This window comes from Flavobacterium limnophilum (genome assembly GCF_027111315.2).
GTDB classification, from domain to species: Bacteria; Bacteroidota; Bacteroidia; order Flavobacteriales; family Flavobacteriaceae; genus Flavobacterium; species Flavobacterium limnophilum.
Window position 1 is genome coordinate 2,826,477 of record NZ_CP114289.2, and the last position, 16,669, is coordinate 2,843,145.

Here is a 16,669-nt window from a genome sequence, read left to right on the forward strand (position 1 = left end):
GACCTAGACATGATGTGCATAGGTTTCTTTTTTTAACTGGGTTATGCTCAAGAATTTTTGATAGGCTTCATACCAAACTACAGGTTCTTGCGGAGTGAATTCATCCAATGGCACCGAATTGGCAATAATCTGGCGCATTTCCTGTAACGAGCTTACGCAACCGGCAGCCTTGGCTTGAATCATGATGTTTCCGATGGCAGTGGCTTCTGAAGGTCCTGCAATTACTGCAATTCCTGTGGCATTTGCCGTCCATTGATTCAATAAAGGGTTTTTTGATCCTCCGCCAATTACGTGCAATTTATCGATTGGGAATGGTGCCAAGTCTTTGAGTTTTCCCAACACATAATTGTATTTGAGCGAAAGACTTTCAAAAATGCAACGAACAAATTCGGCATGTGTGGAAGGCACGACTTGACCAGTTGATCGACAATAATTGGCAATTGCAGTTGGCATGCAAATTGGATTGGCAAATGAAACGTGGTCAGGGTCGATAAGCGATTGAAAAGCAGGAACGGTAGCCGTCATTTGAACCAGTTTTTCGTAGGCATAAGTGATGCCTTCGTTTTTCCAATCTTTCAAACATTGCTCCAATAACCACATTCCGGTGATGTTTTTCAAGAAACGGGTGGTTCCTTCAATTCCGCCTTCGTTGGTGAAGTTTAAGGCAAAAGTTTCTTCGTTTATAATGGGGTCTTTCACTTCAATACCCATCAAGGACCATGTTCCCGAACTTAGGTAAGCAAAATTTTCACTCAAAGCCGGAACCGCTGCCACCGCAGCAGCCGTATCGTGTCCTGCCACTGCAATCACGTTCACTTTACCCAATTCACTTTCCAAGGCCAAATCCTCTTTAAGGGTACCTATCAAATGACCAGGCATCACGATTTCTCCCAGAATGGAAGGCGAAACTCCGGCATTTTCAAGCAATTCGGCCTCAAATTTCTTGGTTCGGGGATTCAAAATTTGGGAAGTGGATGCCACGGTATATTCCACAACTTTGTTTCCGGTAAGCATGTAAGCCAATGCATCAGGAATGAACAACATGTCCTTGGCACTTTTAAGCAAAGAATTATTGGCTTGACTCAGGGCAAAAAGTTGGTACAAACTGTTAAAATTCATCACCTGGATTCCTGTCAGTTCATATACTTTTTCGCGCGAAATCAATTCGAAATATTTTTCCGGAATATCAATTGTATGCGGATCGCGATAAGCATACGGTGCGCCAAGAATCGAACCGTCTTCGGCAAGTAAAACAAAATCCACTCCCCAAGTATCGATGCCGATGGATGCGATTTCTACGCCTTCTCTTTTGGCAGCTACTAGTCCTTCTTTTAAACGTTCGAACAAAGAATAGATATTCCAATGGATATGGTTCCCGATTTGAAGTATTTGATTTGAAAAACGAGTAAGTTCCTTCATTTGAAGGCGACCGTTTTCAATGGTACCCAAAATGGTACGTCCGCTAGTTGCGCCAAGATCGAAAGCCAAGAATGATTTATTTTTCATCCGAAAGTATTGTTTAGTCTAAAATAAAAGTTTAATCGATTATTATTTACTGGACTGTTTTTTTTCAGCTCAATGAATAACCTTCTACAAATGTATTTTTTACACATGCAACCAATAATACATTTTTGATATTTAAACTTGACTTTTTGACAAAATTCTAAATTTTAATACCTGATAATTATCATATTATCAATAAAAAGACAAATTCATCCGAATATGAAAACAACAGCCAAAGCCTGTCATTATTGTATTGGATGTTTAATTTTTTGCAGAAAAAAGATTTTAGATATCCCATTCTGGGTTTGTAGAATCAGTTGCGCCAAAAAGAAAAAACATAAAATATTGCTTTTAAATTCAGAAAAATTAATTTGAAACCAGTTTCAAGAACGAGATTTAACTGGAATCGAAAAATTATTTAACAAGGAAATTTTCTTAATAAAAAAGAGGAAATATCCGCAAAATAGTGTAACTTTAAATAGTTTAATATTTCTCGACATGAAAAAAATTACCTTGATTTTTTTATTGTTTTTTGCCAATATGGCATTGGCCCAAGAAAAAATGACTACCAATAAAGGAATCGTTAATTTTGAGGCTTCGGTGCCTTTATTTGAAGAAGTAAAAGCAAAAAATGAAAATGCAACTTGTGTCTTAAACCTAAAAAATGGAGAAATTTCGAGTACCGTTTTTATAAAATTTTTCCGCTTCAAGATTTCTTTGATGGAAAAGCATTTCAACGAGAATTATATGGAAAGTGACCACTATCCGAAAGCCACTTTTAAAGGAAAAATCGAAGGTTTCAATCTTAATATAATTGGAACTTCCCCAAAAGAATTCAACCTCAAAGGTATCTTGAAATTACACGGAAAATCCAAAAAAATCAACACAGTTGCCATCCTTAGAAAATCGAACAATGGACTGGAAATCATCACGAATTTCAACGTGAACACCAAGGATTTTAATATCAAAATCCCGGAAATATTGAGTATGAAAATAGCGGAAACCGTGAATATCAAAACAGCCTTTTGGGTAGAATGAATCTATTTCCCAAGACAATCGCGAAGTGCCGTTTTTAAAGCTGTAAATTGGAATTTAAATCCCGTTTCTTGAATTTTCACAGAAGAAACCCTTCTTCCCGTCAGTAAAATTTGCGCCATTTCGCCCATTGCCATTTTTATCAAAAAAGCAGGAACATTGGGCAACCAAAGAGAATATCCATAGATTTTTGCCAAGGTTTTTGAAAAAACAGTGTTGGTGGTATTGTCAAAAACAGCGGCATTGTAAGCTCCATTCATGGTATTATTGTTTAACGCTTCGAGATAAATCGCACACAGATCATCAACATGAATCCAAGGCATATATTGTTTTCCGGAACCCAAAGCAGCACCCAGCCTGAACTTAAAAATGGGAGTTAATTTCTTCAAAAAACCATCTTCTTTACCCAGGACCAAACCCGTGCGAATTTTGACCACTCGAATTCCCAAACTTCCAATACTATCTGCGGCAGCTTCCCATTTCTGGCAGGTAGTTCCCAGGAAATCATTGGCCGGAGGCGTATTCTCATTACAAATTTCCGATCCGTTTATTGCTCCATAAATTCCAATACCCGAGGCCGAAACAAAGGCATCCAGTTTTTTATTGTTCTTTTTCAAAACGTCATAAATCAGCTGGATGGATTTTTCCCTGCTTTCAACAATGGCTTGTTTTCGTTTTGCCGTCCATCGTTTATCGGCAATGCCTTCTCCCGCCAAATGAATGACGTAATCCGCATTTGCAACCGCATTTTCGTCAATATAATACTTGTCTACATCCCATTGATAATAGCTGACATCTTCGGTGTTTTGCCTTTGGCTTCTACTTAAAATGGAAACAGAAAATCCATTTTCGACCAATAAATGAGTCAAATTCTTTCCTATAAATCCCGTTCCTCCACTTATTAATACATTCTTTTTCATAAAAGCAAATTTAAGCTTTTTAATGACACTCAAAACATTAACGTTAAATTTTGTTTAACTTTTATTTAATATAGTTAAACATTGCATACATTTGTAATCTAATTTAAAATACTCGAATAATGGCAACTAAAAAATCCGCAATTACAAAAGACAAAATAGTTTCAATATACATGCACTACAGATTGGAAAATAATGACAAGCCTAAATCAGTATATCTATTTGCCAAAACAAATGGTTTTGACGAAACTGAATTTTATTCCTTTTTTGGCACTCTGGAAAGCATCGAAAAAGAAATTTTCAAGATGTTCCTGGAAAAAACCGTTGAATTAATCAAAAAAGACCCAAGCCATGAAACTTATGACATGAAGAGCAAAATGCTGAGTTTCTACTTTACATTTTTCGAAATGCTGTCAGCCAACAGAAGTTATGTTGTCATGAGTTTGAAGGAACATCAAAACCAACTGAAAAACCTGATGCAACTTTCGAGCCTGAGAATCGGATTCAAAAATTACATCACCGATATAATCTCGGATGAAGTGCGAACACAGCACGAAAAATTTCAAAATTTTCAAGAAAAAGCCATACAGGAAACGGCTTGGATTCAGTTTTTATTGACACTGAAATTCTGGTTAGAAGACGAATCACCCGCTTTTGAAAAAACAGACATTTATATTGAAAAATCAGTGAAGGCAAGTTTCGAATTGATGAATATTGCGCCACTGGAAAGCCTAATCGATTTTGGAAAATTCATTTTCAAAGAAAAAATACACAACAAATAATGAAAACCATAGACTACATCCCTACTTCAAAAATAGAAAGAGCCTCAAAACTCGTTCAAACCGGTGCCAAAGTGGGCGTAAATTACCTGAAATATTACGGCGAAAAAATGGTCAACAGCGATTTAACCCGCGACAAGCTCAACGAAGACAATGCCGAAGACATTTATGACGGCCTCAAAAGCCTCAAAGGAAGCGCGCTGAAAGTTGCCCAAATGTTGAGTATGGACAAAAGCTTTTTGCCACAGGCTTATGTGGAGAAATTTTCGTTGTCGCAATTCTCCGTTCCGCCACTATCTGCGCCTTTGGTTTTGAAAACTTTCAAGGCCAATTTCGGCAAAACGCCTTATGAAATCTTCGACGAATTCAATGCCAATTCCGTTAATGCCGCCAGCATTGGGCAGGTTCATTTGGCGGTGAAAGACAACAAAAAACTGGCCGTGAAAATCCAATATCCCGGCGTAGCCAACAGTATTTCGTCAGACTTGGCATTAGTAAAACCCATTGCCATCAGAATGTTCAACCTTCAAGGAAAAGATTCCGACAAATATTTCAAGGAAGTTGAAGACAAATTGATTGAGGAAACCAACTATTTATTGGAACTGAAACAAAGCCAAGAAGTGGTTGAAGCCTGCCAAAAAATAGAAAATTTGGTTTTCCCACAGTATTATCCTCAATATTCATCGGAGAAAATCATCACGATGGATTGGATGACCGGCGTTCATTTGTCTGAATTCAAAAACACCAATCCTGAAATCGCCAACAAAATCGGTCAAGCGCTATGGGATTTCTATATGTATCAAATTCATATTTTAAGGAAAGTACACGCCGATCCGCATCCGGGAAATTTTTTGGTAAACCAACAAAACCAATTGGTAGCGCTCGATTTTGGCTGCATGAAACAAATTCCAAACGAGTTCTACATTCCGTATTTTGAATTGATTAATAAGGAAGTTATCGACAATAAAAAACTATTTGCTGCAAAATTATTCGAATTAGAAATCCTTAGAGTGGACGATTCCAAAGAAGAAATTGAATATTTCACGCAAATGTTTTACGATTTATTGTCATTGTTTACCCAACCTTTTCAATCGGAAACTTTCGATTTTTCGGATGAAGAATTTTTCGCAAACATAGCGCAATTGGGCGAACGCTTTTCGAAAGACACCAATCTCAAGAAAATGAACGGCAATCGAGGTTCAAAACATTTCATTTACATGAACCGCACTTTCTTTGGATTGTACAATTTGATGTTCGATTTGAAAGCGAAAATTGTGGTGAATGAATTTAAAAAATACCAAGATTGAAAAAAGAATTCACCGACATTGAAAAAGACCGAATCATCGAAATGGCTTGGGAAGACCGAACCACATTTGATGCCATTTTGCTGCAATTTGGATTGAAAGAACAAGAAGTCATTGACCTTATGCGGATGGAAATGAAACCATCGAGTTTCAGAATGTGGCGCGAAAGAGTGCAAGGCCGGAAAACAAAACACGAAAAACTCAGGGATTTCAGAGAAGGCAGATTCAAATGTACGAGGCAAAGACAAATCAACAACAACAAAATTTCTAAGCGATAGAATTTATGAAAAACATTGTAATCATTGGCGGCAGCAAAGGAATTGGAAATGCCATTTTGTTGCAACAATTGGAATCGAACCAAGTCCACAACATCAGCAGAAATGCTCCTGCTATTTCACATCCGAACCTGAAACATTATTCATTGGATGTATTGCAAGATGCACTTCCCGAAATAGAAAATATTGACGTTTTAATTTATTGTCCGGGTTCGATTAATTTGAAACCTATTGGCAGTTTGAGCATTGATGATTTCAGGAATGATTTTGAAATCAACGTTATTGGTGCGGTGAAAACCATCCAGAAATATTTGCCAGTTTTGAAAAAAGGAACCAATCCATCCATCGTTTTGTTCAGCACGGTGGCGGCAAAACTCGGAATGCCTTTTCACGCCAGCATCGCCACCGCCAAAGCGGGAGTTGAAGGATTGGTAAAATCGCTTGGCGCCGAATTGGCTTCGGTGGTTCGGATTAATGCCATTGCTCCTACCATTACCGAAACTTCACTTTCGGCAACTATTTTGAGAAACGATCGAATGAAGGAAAACATGATGGAACGCCATCCGATGAAAAATTATTTAAAAGCAGAAGAAGTAGCAAGTATGGCCAATTACCTGATTTCGGACCAAGCCAAATCTATCTCGGGACAAGTTTTCGAAATGGATTATGGCATAGTAACATTCAAATTATAGAAAAATAGCAGAAACATTACCTAAACCAAAATGATAAAAGAAATAAGAAGCTACGAAAAAGTGGAACAATACGACGAGGAAATAACCGAAGTATTGGCGGATAATTACCGAACAATCATAGAAAATCTGGGAGAAGACGTCAACAGGGAAGGTCTGGAAAAAACGCCGGAAAGAGTCGCCAAAGCCATGCAATTCCTGACACACGGTTACGGATTGGATCCCTTGGAAATATTGAAATCGGCCTTATTCACGGAAGAGCACAAGCAAATGATCGTGGTAAAAGACATCGAAGTGTATTCGATGTGCGAACACCACATGTTGCCGTTTTTTGGCAAAGCACACGTGGCTTATATTCCGAACGGGAAAATCGTTGGATTGAGCAAAATACCCCGAATTGTGGATGCCTTTGCCCGAAGAATGCAAGTGCAGGAACGACTGACCGATCAAATAAAAAATTGTATTCAGGAAGCATTAAGTCCGCTTGGAGTCGCAGTCGTGATCGAAGCGCAACACATGTGCATGCAAATGCGCGGCATCCAGAAACAGAATTCGGTAACTACGACTTCCTCTTTTACGGGTGCTTTCGAAAAAGACAAAACCAGAAAAGAATTTATTAGCTTAGTTTCCAATAAATTGAGCTAAATTTGATTCCTAAATCAAAACTATGAAAATTCTCTTAACAGGCGCAACAGGTTATATCGGCAAGCGACTTTTGCCCATTTTAGTGGCACAAGGTCATCAAGTAATTTGTTGCGTGAGAGACAAAAACAGGTTTTATTGTCCCGAAGAATTTCGGAAAAATGTATCAGTCATTGAGGTCGATTTTCTAAAAACAGAAACATTGACCGCTATTCCAACTGATATTGACGCAGCCTATTATTTGATTCATTCCATGTCAGGTTCCGATGACAATTATGATGAACTGGAACGAGTTTCGGCAGAAAATTTTGTTCATAGAATTGACCAAACAACAGCAAAACACGTTATTTATTTGAGCGGCATCGTGAACGACAAATCACTTTCGAAACATTTGTCCTCCAGAAAACAAGTAGAAGATATCTTGAATAATGGAAACTTTGCCATGACGACTTTGAGGGCTGGAATCATTGTCGGTTCGGGCAGTGCTTCGTTCGAAATAATCCGGGATTTGGTCAACAAACTTCCGGTCATGATCACTCCAAAATGGCTTAACACCAAATGCCAACCCATTGCCATCAACGACGTTCTCGAATTTTTGTCAAAATCACTGTTGAATCCCGTTACTTACGGCAAAAGTTTCGACATTGGCGGTCCAGATATTCTAACGTATAAAGAAATGCTTTTGGGTTTTGCCAAAGCAAAAAAACTAAAAAGATGGATTTATACCGTTCCCATAATGACGCCGAAATTATCGTCCTATTGGTTGTATTTCGTCACCTCGACTTCTTATAAATTGGCATCGGCCTTGGTCAGCAGCATGAAGGTGGAAGTGGTTTGCAGAGACAACAAAATCAATGACTTGTTGGGAGTAAAACCAATGTCCTACGAACAAGCCTTATCCAGAGCCCTGATAAAAGTCAATGAAGACAAAGTGGCTTCCAGTTGGAAAGATTCCTTGGTGAGCGGGCGGTTTAGCAGCAATATTTCCGCATTTCGAAAAGTCCCCAAGAAAGATTGTTTTATCGACCGGCGCAAAAAATCAATAGAAAACCGCGATTTCACCATCGACAGGATTTGGTCGATTGGCGGAGAAACCGGTTGGTATTATGGCGATTGGCTGTGGAGTTTACGCGGTTTCATCGACCAATTATTCGGTGGCGTGGGTTCCAGAAGAGGTCGAACCAACAAACACGACATTCATTCAGGAGATGCATTGGATTTTTGGCGTGTTTTGTATGCCAACAAAGAGGAAGGAAAACTGGTTTTATATGCCGAAATGAAATTGCCCGGCGAAGCTTGGCTCGAATTCAAGATCATCAACAATACTTTATATCAATCGGCGACTTTTAGACCTAATGGTATTTGGGGTAAATTATATTGGTATTCCGTTTGGCCTTTCCACGGATTTATATTCCAGGGTATGCTGGATAAACTGATTCGGTAATTTATAGCGTTTAGACTTTAGATTTACCATAAGTCAATCTAACATCACGCGTCTGTTCGAGTATTTTATTAAAAAATGCGATAGCTTTTTTTATAAAATGTATCGAGAACCCTATCATCTGAAGCTTCTCGATACAATTTTGAATAGTAAAGCTGCCGCATTACTATTCAAAATCACTCGAAGAGACGGAAATAGACGATGGTTATATTCTAGTAAAATAAAAAATAGATAGAATAGAATCACTTCAAAATTCCTGCTTTGTAGGTTGCAATGGCGCGATCTCTGGCAAAAGCGTGCTCGACCATTGGCTGTCTGTAACCCAAATCAAATTCAGGAATCCATTTTCGGATGTAGATTCCTTTTTCGTCGAATTTTTGGAGCTGAATTTCGGGATTGAAAACCCGGAAATATGGCGCGGCATCGCAACCCGTTCCCGCAGCCCATTGCCAGTTTCCGACATTGGCAGACAATTCATAATCCAATAATTTCTCGGCAAAATAAGCTTCGCCCCATTGCCAGTTAATCAACAAATGTTTGCAGAGAAAACTCGCGACGACCATTCGAACCCGATTGTGCATATAACCCGTTTCATTGAGTTCCCGCATTCCAGCATCGACCATTGGATAACCCGTGGTTCCGGAACACCAGCGCTTGAAGTCTTCTTCGTCATTCCGCCATTGAATGCCGTCATAAGCCGATTTGAAATTGTGCGTAACTACTTTTGGAAAATGGAACAAAATCTGCATAAAAAATTCCCTCCAAATCAATTCGCTTAAAAAAACCTGGTTTTTACGGGCTGCCCAATTCACTAATTTCCGAATACTGACCGTTCCAAAACGCAAATGAGGCGAAAGATGCGTCGTGCTGTCCAAAGCCGGAAAATCGCGCGTTTCGTGGTAATTGGAAACATTTTTCAAGTTATGGGGAATTACTTTTATGGGACTTTCCTTGAATCCTATTTCTTCCAAAGTTGGAAAAATAAAATTGCTCTTATAGAAATTCGAGAATTTATCTTCTGTATTGTATTCTGGAACTGGAGCTATCAATTTATATTTCTCCAACCATTTATTTTTGTATGGCGTGTAAACGGTATAAGGCAATCCGTCGGCTTTCGTGATTTCTTTTTCTTCAAAAATCACTTGATCCTTGAATGAAAGATGTGCTGTTTTATTCGCTTCCAATAATTCGCAAATGGCCAAATCCCTTTGGATGGCATAGGGTTCATAATCTTTATTGAAGAACACTTCCTTGACATCGAATTCTTGAAGAAGTGCTTGCCAAACTTCCTGGGTATTTCCTTTTTTGACCAAAAGCGAACTTCCCATTTCCAGCAATTTCTGGTTTATTTTCGAAAGCGATTCGTGAATAAAACCAACTCTGGCGTCGTTTTTTGGCAAACTGTCCAAAATGGAATCATCAAAAATAAACAAGGGAATAACCAGATATTTTGATTCCAAAGCCTGAAACAGTCCCACGTTGTCTTCCAATCGCAAATCTCGGCGAAACCAAAAAAGGGTTACTTCTTGTTTGCTCATTATTTGGAATTGAAGATTTGGTTTACGGCTTTCACTCGATATTCAAAGATTTCTTTGAGTTTGTTTTTAACTACCAAAGCATTCATTATTTGACCCAAGAAACCCAGCGGCAAAGCATAATGAACGACATCGGTCATTTTTACTCCGTTTTCGGTTGGTTCAAAAAAATGTTTGTGATGCCAAAGCGAATAAGGCCCAAAACGTTGTTCGTCTATAAAATACTCTTTGTCTTTCACAAAAGTGATTTCGGTTGTCCAACTTAATTTCAAGCCTGCAAGCGGCGATACTTTGTACTGGATAATTTGTCCGGCATACATCGATTTTTCATCGAAATCCGTGATGTTGAAACCCATCGTTTCCGGAGTTATTTTCTGTAAATTTCTTGGACTGGAGAAAAACGCCCAGCATTCTTCGATACTCGCATTGATGTGCTGAACGGTTTCTTTTTTATATACTTTCATATTTTTGTTTTATAAATGTTCACAAACGAACTGCTTTTTTGCCACAGATTTTTACAGATTTTTAATTTCAGACAGACCTAACAAGTTTTAAAAACCTGTTAGGTCTCCGTGGCTAATTATTTTCTATTTTCTTGATTAAAACCAAACTCATCAACAGCATCGAAAAGGCATAACCAATATCTTCAATTGGGATGGTTCCCAATCGGATTCCCAAGTTTTCGGCATTATTATACATCACGACCGGTTCATCAATAAAGCTTCCTGTTAAAATCCCGTTGACCAAGGCAAATGGAATCAATATAATTAGAAAAGTGATGAAAAAGGTGTTCAAAATTGTTGGCACCTTGAAAACCGTGTAAGTCAGAACTAATACCAAAACACAGTAATTGATTGCCGTGTATAATTTATCGTAATGAAGAAAAATTGTCGGCAAAAGCACTGCCATCAAAATCCAATAAATGATTTTTACCGTTTTGTCCGTCAGCGAAACCTTTGGATAAAAATAATGAAAAGCAAAGTGAATAAAGATACTCGCATACGGAATACAGATGAAAAACAGCCATTCTTCGATAGGTAAATCAAAGAATTCAATGCCGGAATGATACCGCGGATTGAAACTCCACACTCCTATTTTGGTAAAAATTACATCCCAACCAATAAAGAAAACTGCGGTAATTAAAATGGCAGAAAAAACAGCTTTCCACCGTTTAATATATCTCATCCTGCTTTCGAAACTATATAGAAACGGGATCAAAAAGGATGCAATATTTAAAAAAAAGTATAGTGACATATTAAATCTTAAAATATTTGAACGGGACAAACAACATCCCGAAACATTCGCCGTGTTCTTTTCCCAAATGTTTGTGATGCACTTTGTGACCTTTGCGAAGCGCAATCAAATATTTGTTTTTGGTGTTTTTGAACAACTTCAATCGCTGGTGAATGATGATGTCGTGCACGATAAAATAGCTCAATCCATAAGCAAAAATTCCCAATCCGATGAAGAATCGGTAATCAAAACCGGCTTCTGCCCCAAAATAAAACAACAAAATACTTGGGATGGCAAAAATCACGAAAAACAAATCATTGCGCTCGAAAACATGGGCGTATTTGGGCTGGTGATGGTCTTCGTGCAAATACCACAAAAAACCGTGCATCACATATTTGTGAGTGCACCAAGTCACGCATTCCATCAGTAAATAAGTGGCTAAAAAAATCAAGAAAGATATCATTTTCAGAACGTTTTATGGATGAACAAAAAGGGCAATTTAAACCAATTTCAATTTGTAAGATACGAAAGAATTGGCAAACAAAAGTCCTTTGGCGTAATTGGAAACTCGAATTCTTTCACTTCCAATTTTGTGGCAAGGCGTGTTTTCCAGTTTTCGTAACAATTTTTTATAATATACATAAGCGGTGTAAACCCCAAATTTGGCTTCCAAAGGCAATTTTTTTATGCCTTGCAATGCCACTCGAAAGTCCTCTTCAATTTCTTTGATAATCATAGCTTTAGCCTTTTCGTCGAATGACTTCAAATCGACTCCCGGAAAATAATTGCGGTTCAAAACCAGGTTATCGTCTTTCAAATCGCGCAAGAAATTCACTTTCTGGAAGGCAGAACCCAATCGCATCGCTTCTTCTTTGAGTTCTTCGTATTTTTGATTGTCTCCTTTCACAAAAACTTTCAAACACATCAAACCCACTACGTCCGCAGAGCCATAAATATATTCATCATATTCTTGCTTGCTGTGATAATCCGATTTTATCAAATCCATCTTCATGCTCTTCAAAAATGACTGGATCAAGTCGTCGGTAATGTTGTTTTTATTTACCGTGTACTGAAAAGCATTCAGGATTGGGTTCAAACTAATCCCCATTTCTTGGGCTTTGTAATATTCCTTTTCAAAATCGTTGATCAGGGTTTCTTTGTCGAAACCGTGAAACGAATCGACAATCTCGTCGGCAAAACGCACAAAACCGTAAATGCTGTAAATGTCCTCCCGAATACTTGGCGCCAACATTTTAACAGCCAAGGAAAATGATGTACTGTAACTTTTGGTTACCAACACGCTACATTTAAACGATACTTCATCAAATAAATTCTTCATAGCCATTAAATATTTGTAAATTGTTTCTTTATCAAATCCGACACTATTTTTCCTGAAATTATAGACGGGGGAACTCCTGGTCCAGGAACGGTTAATTGTCCGGTAAAAAATAAATTCTTGACTTTTTTACTAATGATTTTAGGTCTCAAAAATGCGGTTTGGGTCAGGATATTAGCCAACCCATAAGCATTGCCTTTATAGGAATTATAATCATTGACAAAGTCATTTACGCAAAAACTTTCCTTAAAGATAATATTTTTTGAAATAGCCTGATTCGTTAATTGCTCAAATCTTTCGATTATACTTCGAAAATATTTTTCCCTAATTGTTGGCGTATCCTCAATTCCAGGTGCAATGGGAATCAAAAATATCCCTGCTTCAGTCCCTTCGGGAGCAACAGTTTCATCGGTCTTGCTTGGAAAACTGGCATAAAAAAGCGGTTTTTCAGGCCATTTAGGATTGTCATAAATGTCTTTGGCGTGCACGTCAAAATCGGTGTCAAAAAACAAGGTGTGATGCGAAACATTGTCTATTTTCTTGTCAAAACCCACATAAAACAACAAGGAAGACGGCGCAAAAATTTTGCTTTCCCAATACTTTTCAGAATAAGCTCGGTATTTTTCATCCAACAAAGTTTCCGTGTGATGGTAATCGGCACCGCTCAAAACGACATCGGATTCGATTGTTATTCCGTTGGAAACCACGCTTTTTACAACCCCATTTTCGACATTGATTTTTTCGACGTTTTGGTTGGTTTCGATTTTTACTCCCAATTCCACTGCCAAAGTTACCATAGCCTTGACCACCTCATACATTCCGCCTTTTGGATGCCAAGTGCCCAAACCGAAATCGGCATAATTCATAAAACTATAAAATGAAGGCGTATTTGACGGTTTTGCTCCCAAAAACAAAACAGGAAATTCCATTATTTGCTGCAACCTATGATTCCTGATTTTCTTGCGAACCGTGGTTCTAATGCTGCTGAAAAACTGGTTTACTTTTCGGATGGTAACAGGTGTAATCAATTCGGTTATGGAAATTCCTGGACGATAGACCAAATCCTTGATGGCCACATCGTAATTGTGTTTGGCATTATGCAAAAATTCATTCAAGTGTTTGGCACTTCCCTTTTCTTCCTTTTCAAAAATGTCAAGGATGCCGGGTAAATTGTCAGGAATTTTAATGGAATCCACTTTATCAAAATAGACTTCATAAGCCGGATTTAGCTTGTCTAAATGATAATAATCAGAAGGTTTTTTGCCAAAATCAGCAAAAAACTTCTCGAACACATCCGGCATCCAATACCAAGTGGGACCAATATCGAAAGTAAAACCGTCTTTGGAAAGTTGTCTTGCCCTGCCTCCAACCGTGTTGTTTTTTTCTAAAATGGTTACCTCAAAACCATCCTTCGCCAAGTAGCAAGAAGCTGCCAAAGCGGAAAAACCAGAACCTATTATTGTAATTGCTTTTTTCATTTGTTAAACAAATATATGAAAACATTAAACAAAAAAACTAATCCATTAACAAAAAATTACAATTCGCTGACCAAATCGGAAATGGAATTAAAGACGGATACAGCTTTAGGAAGTTGGTTAACATCAATAAATTGAGTCATTCTGCCCAGTAACCAAACCCGTGAATTGACATCCATTATTTCAGAAGCAATTTCTTTTAAATAATCATCAATGTTATCCCTTGTGGGTTCTACTGTCAGATAGGAAATGTAAATAATATTGTCAAAATATTTTTTCATGTCTTTTAAACTATCAATGGGAACACTCTCACCAAGATATATTGATTTATAACCATTTAGCAAAATTTCGTAATTCAGATACATCAAACCCAGTTCGTGAATTTCGTTTTCCGGAAGATACAAAACAAAAACTTTATCGGTTCTCGTAGGTTCCAAAATCTGGATTTTCTCGGTGTTTATAAGTAATTTTTGCTTTATCAAATAAGAAATAAAATGCTCTTGAGCCGGGGTTATTGTCCCTGATTGCCACAACAATCCGATTTCATTCATCAACGGAATTACCACATCATAAAAAATTTCCCGAAACGATTTTTCCGAAAGAAGATTATTATAGGTATTAAAAAACAACGCTTGGTCAAAATTAATCATCGCCATTTTAAAAGCGTTGATAGCGTGGCTTTTGGAGCTTTTTTCCGAAATTATTTCCCTAACGAGAAGTTCTATTTTCTCCGTGGAATGCTCAGCAATTCTGGAAATTTTATACCCATAATTATGCAAAAGGACAATATTGAGCAACTTTTGCAAATTGGGCAAGTCATAATTCCTAATATTGGTCGTGGAGCGCATGGGTTCCAGAATATTATATCTTTTTTCCCAAATCCGGATAGTATGCGCCTTAATTCCTGAAAGGTTTTCAAGGTCTTTTATACTAAAGACAGACTTAACATTGTTTATCATTTTATAAAATTTAATAAACAAATATATAATATATTTTCACAATGTTTTATATTCTAAACAGAAAAATGCAATTTAATGTTTTGGCGTACTAAAAAAGTTTTAACTGTCCGGAATGGAACTTTACTTTTTCGTTCCTTATATTTGTTGATATTCAAATCCGTTCGGATACGAATAAGCCTTGCAGCAAAAAAACCAAAACCAATTCACTATGATAGAAAAAATAACCCGATTTGCAAACCTTCAATACGGTGAAGAAGACAAAAATAAAGTTCTGGAAAACGTCATTTCAAACATTTCGTTTAGAGGTTCCAATTTATGGATTTTGGCTTGCGCCATCATTATTGCATCGGTGGGCCTGAACGTAAATTCGACAGCAGTAATCATTGGAGCCATGCTTATTTCTCCGCTAATGGGACCTATTTTGGGTGCAGGATTTAGTTTGGGAATATTTGATTTTGAACTCTTTAAAAAATCGTTAAAAAACCTCGCCATTGCCACTGCCGTTAGTTTGTTCACTTCAACGCTGTATTTTTATTTAAGTCCATTTAAAGAAACCCAATCCGAATTATTGGCTCGAACTTCCCCAAACATTTATGATGTCTTGATTGCCTTTTTTGGCGGATTGGTGGGCGTAATCGCCATAACCAGAGTCGAAAAAGGAAACCCAATACCAGGAGTCGCCATCGCCACGGCCTTGATGCCGCCTTTGTGCACGGCAGGTTACGGACTAGCCATCGGTAATTATAAATATTTTTTTGGAGCACTTTTTCTGTACACCATCAACTGCGTTTTCATTTGCATTGCCACTTTTCTTATCGTCAAATATTTGAAATATCCACACAAAAAACAGGTTGACATTGCTCAAGAAAAGAAAATCAGACACCTCATTACGGCCATTATTTTGGTAATGATTCTGCCCAGCGTTTATTTTGCCTACGAACTTCGGAAACAAAAAATATACGAACAAAGAGTTGAAAAATTTGTGACCAATGAATTCAAGAACAAGGGATACACCGTTCTTTTCAATAAGCTGACCGTAAACACCAATCCCAAAAAATTAGATTTGGGATTTTTGAACGACAAATTCACCCCACTGGAAATTAAAGCCCTCAACCAAAAATTAACAGAATACAACATTTCCAATACCCAACTGCACATCCGCCAAGACACCACCGATTTGAAAAAATTAATCCAGAACGAAATCAATTTTGGCAAATCGGGATTGACCCAAAAAGACCTTAAAATTGCCGCCTTGGAACAGAAAAACAAAGCCAACCAATACGACAACAAATCATTGTTGTCCGAAACGAAAATACTGTTCCCGGAAATAGAAAGCATATCCCTGAAAAACCACTCCTTCATCATCAAAAAAGACAGTACTGCCACCGTTCCCATCCTGATATACCAAAGCAAGGAGGAACTCCCGAAAGCATCCGTTGAAAAATTGCATTCATGGCTAAAACAAAGACTTTCTAGCGATAAAATCGAAATCTACAAACGAAATAACCCCTAAAAAAAGCAGAAAAAACATTCAATTTCTTTAGAA

At 37.7% G+C, this 16,669-nt stretch carries 17 protein-coding genes; 8 read left to right on the forward strand and 9 right to left on the reverse strand.

What is annotated here, in order from left to right; translation table 11 throughout:
- Positions 1-3 precede the first annotated feature (3 nt).
- Positions 4-1,506 carry a rhamnulokinase gene (locus OZP13_RS11850; protein ID WP_281297266.1) on the reverse strand — a complete coding sequence of 501 codons (1,503 nt, stop codon included), beginning with the start codon at positions 1,504-1,506 and terminating at the stop codon, positions 4-6.
- 495 nt (positions 1,507-2,001) lie between these two features.
- Between OZP13_RS11850 and OZP13_RS11855 the strand changes: the two genes are divergently transcribed.
- Positions 2,002-2,541: a YceI family protein gene (locus OZP13_RS11855; protein ID WP_281297267.1), complete on the forward strand. Its 540-nt coding sequence runs from the start codon at positions 2,002-2,004 to the stop codon at positions 2,539-2,541.
- A gap of 2 nt (positions 2,542-2,543) precedes the next feature.
- Here the strand turns inward: OZP13_RS11855 and OZP13_RS11860 are convergent, their stop codons facing one another.
- Positions 2,544-3,458 carry a TIGR01777 family oxidoreductase gene (locus OZP13_RS11860; protein ID WP_281297268.1) on the reverse strand — a complete coding sequence of 305 codons (915 nt, stop codon included), beginning with the start codon at positions 3,456-3,458 and terminating at the stop codon, positions 2,544-2,546.
- Positions 3,459-3,577: 119 nt separating this feature from the next.
- Here OZP13_RS11860 and OZP13_RS11865 point away from each other — a divergent pair, with 119 nt between their 5' ends.
- The 6 genes from OZP13_RS11865 to OZP13_RS11890 are packed head-to-tail and all read left to right on the forward strand — an operon-like array spanning position 3,578 to position 8,588.
- Positions 3,578-4,237: a TetR family transcriptional regulator C-terminal domain-containing protein gene (locus OZP13_RS11865; RefSeq protein WP_281297269.1), complete on the forward strand. Its 660-nt coding sequence runs from the start codon at positions 3,578-3,580 to the stop codon at positions 4,235-4,237.
- Positions 4,237-5,541 carry an ABC1 kinase family protein gene (locus OZP13_RS11870; protein WP_281297270.1) on the forward strand — a complete coding sequence of 435 codons (1,305 nt, stop codon included), beginning with the start codon at positions 4,237-4,239 and terminating at the stop codon, positions 5,539-5,541. Before OZP13_RS11865 ends, OZP13_RS11870 begins: the two co-directional genes overlap by 1 nt.
- A gap of 41 nt (positions 5,542-5,582) precedes the next feature.
- Positions 5,583-5,816 (forward strand): TIGR03643 family protein, encoded by a 234-nt coding sequence (locus OZP13_RS11875; protein ID WP_281299447.1) that lies wholly within the window; start codon positions 5,583-5,585, stop codon positions 5,814-5,816.
- 5 nt (positions 5,817-5,821) lie between these two features.
- Entirely contained in the window at positions 5,822-6,505 is a 684-nt protein-coding gene (locus OZP13_RS11880; protein WP_269240355.1) for an SDR family NAD(P)-dependent oxidoreductase, read from the forward strand.
- Positions 6,506-6,535: 30 nt separating this feature from the next.
- On the forward strand, positions 6,536-7,147 hold the full coding sequence (gene folE, locus OZP13_RS11885) for a GTP cyclohydrolase I FolE (protein ID WP_269240356.1): 612 nt from the start codon (positions 6,536-6,538) through the stop codon (positions 7,145-7,147).
- A 22-nt stretch (positions 7,148-7,169) separates the two neighbouring features.
- Positions 7,170-8,588: an SDR family oxidoreductase gene (locus OZP13_RS11890; protein WP_281297271.1), complete on the forward strand. Its 1,419-nt coding sequence runs from the start codon at positions 7,170-7,172 to the stop codon at positions 8,586-8,588.
- Positions 8,589-8,827: 239 nt separating this feature from the next.
- Here the strand turns inward: OZP13_RS11890 and OZP13_RS11895 are convergent, their stop codons facing one another.
- The 7 genes from OZP13_RS11895 to OZP13_RS11925 all read right to left on the reverse strand — a co-directional run bounded on the left by OZP13_RS11895 (position 8,828) and on the right by OZP13_RS11925 (position 15,120).
- Complete coding sequence (locus tag OZP13_RS11895) at positions 8,828-10,123, reverse strand: cryptochrome/photolyase family protein (protein WP_281297272.1); 1,296 nt, start codon at positions 10,121-10,123, stop codon at positions 8,828-8,830.
- Positions 10,123-10,584, reverse strand: a complete 462-nt coding sequence (locus tag OZP13_RS11900; RefSeq protein ID WP_269240358.1) for an SRPBCC family protein — start codon at positions 10,582-10,584, stop codon at positions 10,123-10,125. The genes OZP13_RS11895 and OZP13_RS11900 overlap by 1 nt, the downstream gene beginning before the upstream one ends.
- A 112-nt stretch (positions 10,585-10,696) precedes the next feature.
- Positions 10,697-11,374 (reverse strand): lycopene cyclase domain-containing protein, encoded by a 678-nt coding sequence (locus OZP13_RS11905; protein ID WP_281297273.1) that lies wholly within the window; start codon positions 11,372-11,374, stop codon positions 10,697-10,699.
- 1 nt (position 11,375) lies between these two features.
- Positions 11,376-11,816 carry a sterol desaturase family protein gene (locus OZP13_RS11910; protein WP_281297274.1) on the reverse strand — a complete coding sequence of 147 codons (441 nt, stop codon included), beginning with the start codon at positions 11,814-11,816 and terminating at the stop codon, positions 11,376-11,378.
- Positions 11,817-11,852: 36 nt separating this feature from the next.
- Positions 11,853-12,692, reverse strand: coding sequence for a phytoene/squalene synthase family protein (locus tag OZP13_RS11915; RefSeq protein WP_281297275.1), 840 nt, complete (start codon positions 12,690-12,692; stop codon positions 11,853-11,855).
- A gap of 5 nt (positions 12,693-12,697) precedes the next feature.
- On the reverse strand, positions 12,698-14,167 hold the full coding sequence (locus tag OZP13_RS11920) for a phytoene desaturase family protein (RefSeq protein WP_281297276.1): 1,470 nt from the start codon (positions 14,165-14,167) through the stop codon (positions 12,698-12,700).
- A gap of 56 nt (positions 14,168-14,223) precedes the next feature.
- Complete coding sequence (locus OZP13_RS11925) at positions 14,224-15,120, reverse strand: MerR family transcriptional regulator (RefSeq protein ID WP_281299448.1); 897 nt, start codon at positions 15,118-15,120, stop codon at positions 14,224-14,226.
- Positions 15,121-15,331: 211 nt separating this feature from the next.
- On the opposite strand from OZP13_RS11925, the gene OZP13_RS11930 reads away from it, so the two are divergent.
- Entirely contained in the window at positions 15,332-16,636 is a 1,305-nt protein-coding gene (locus OZP13_RS11930; protein WP_281297277.1) for a DUF389 domain-containing protein, read from the forward strand.
- Positions 16,637-16,669 lie beyond the last annotated feature (33 nt).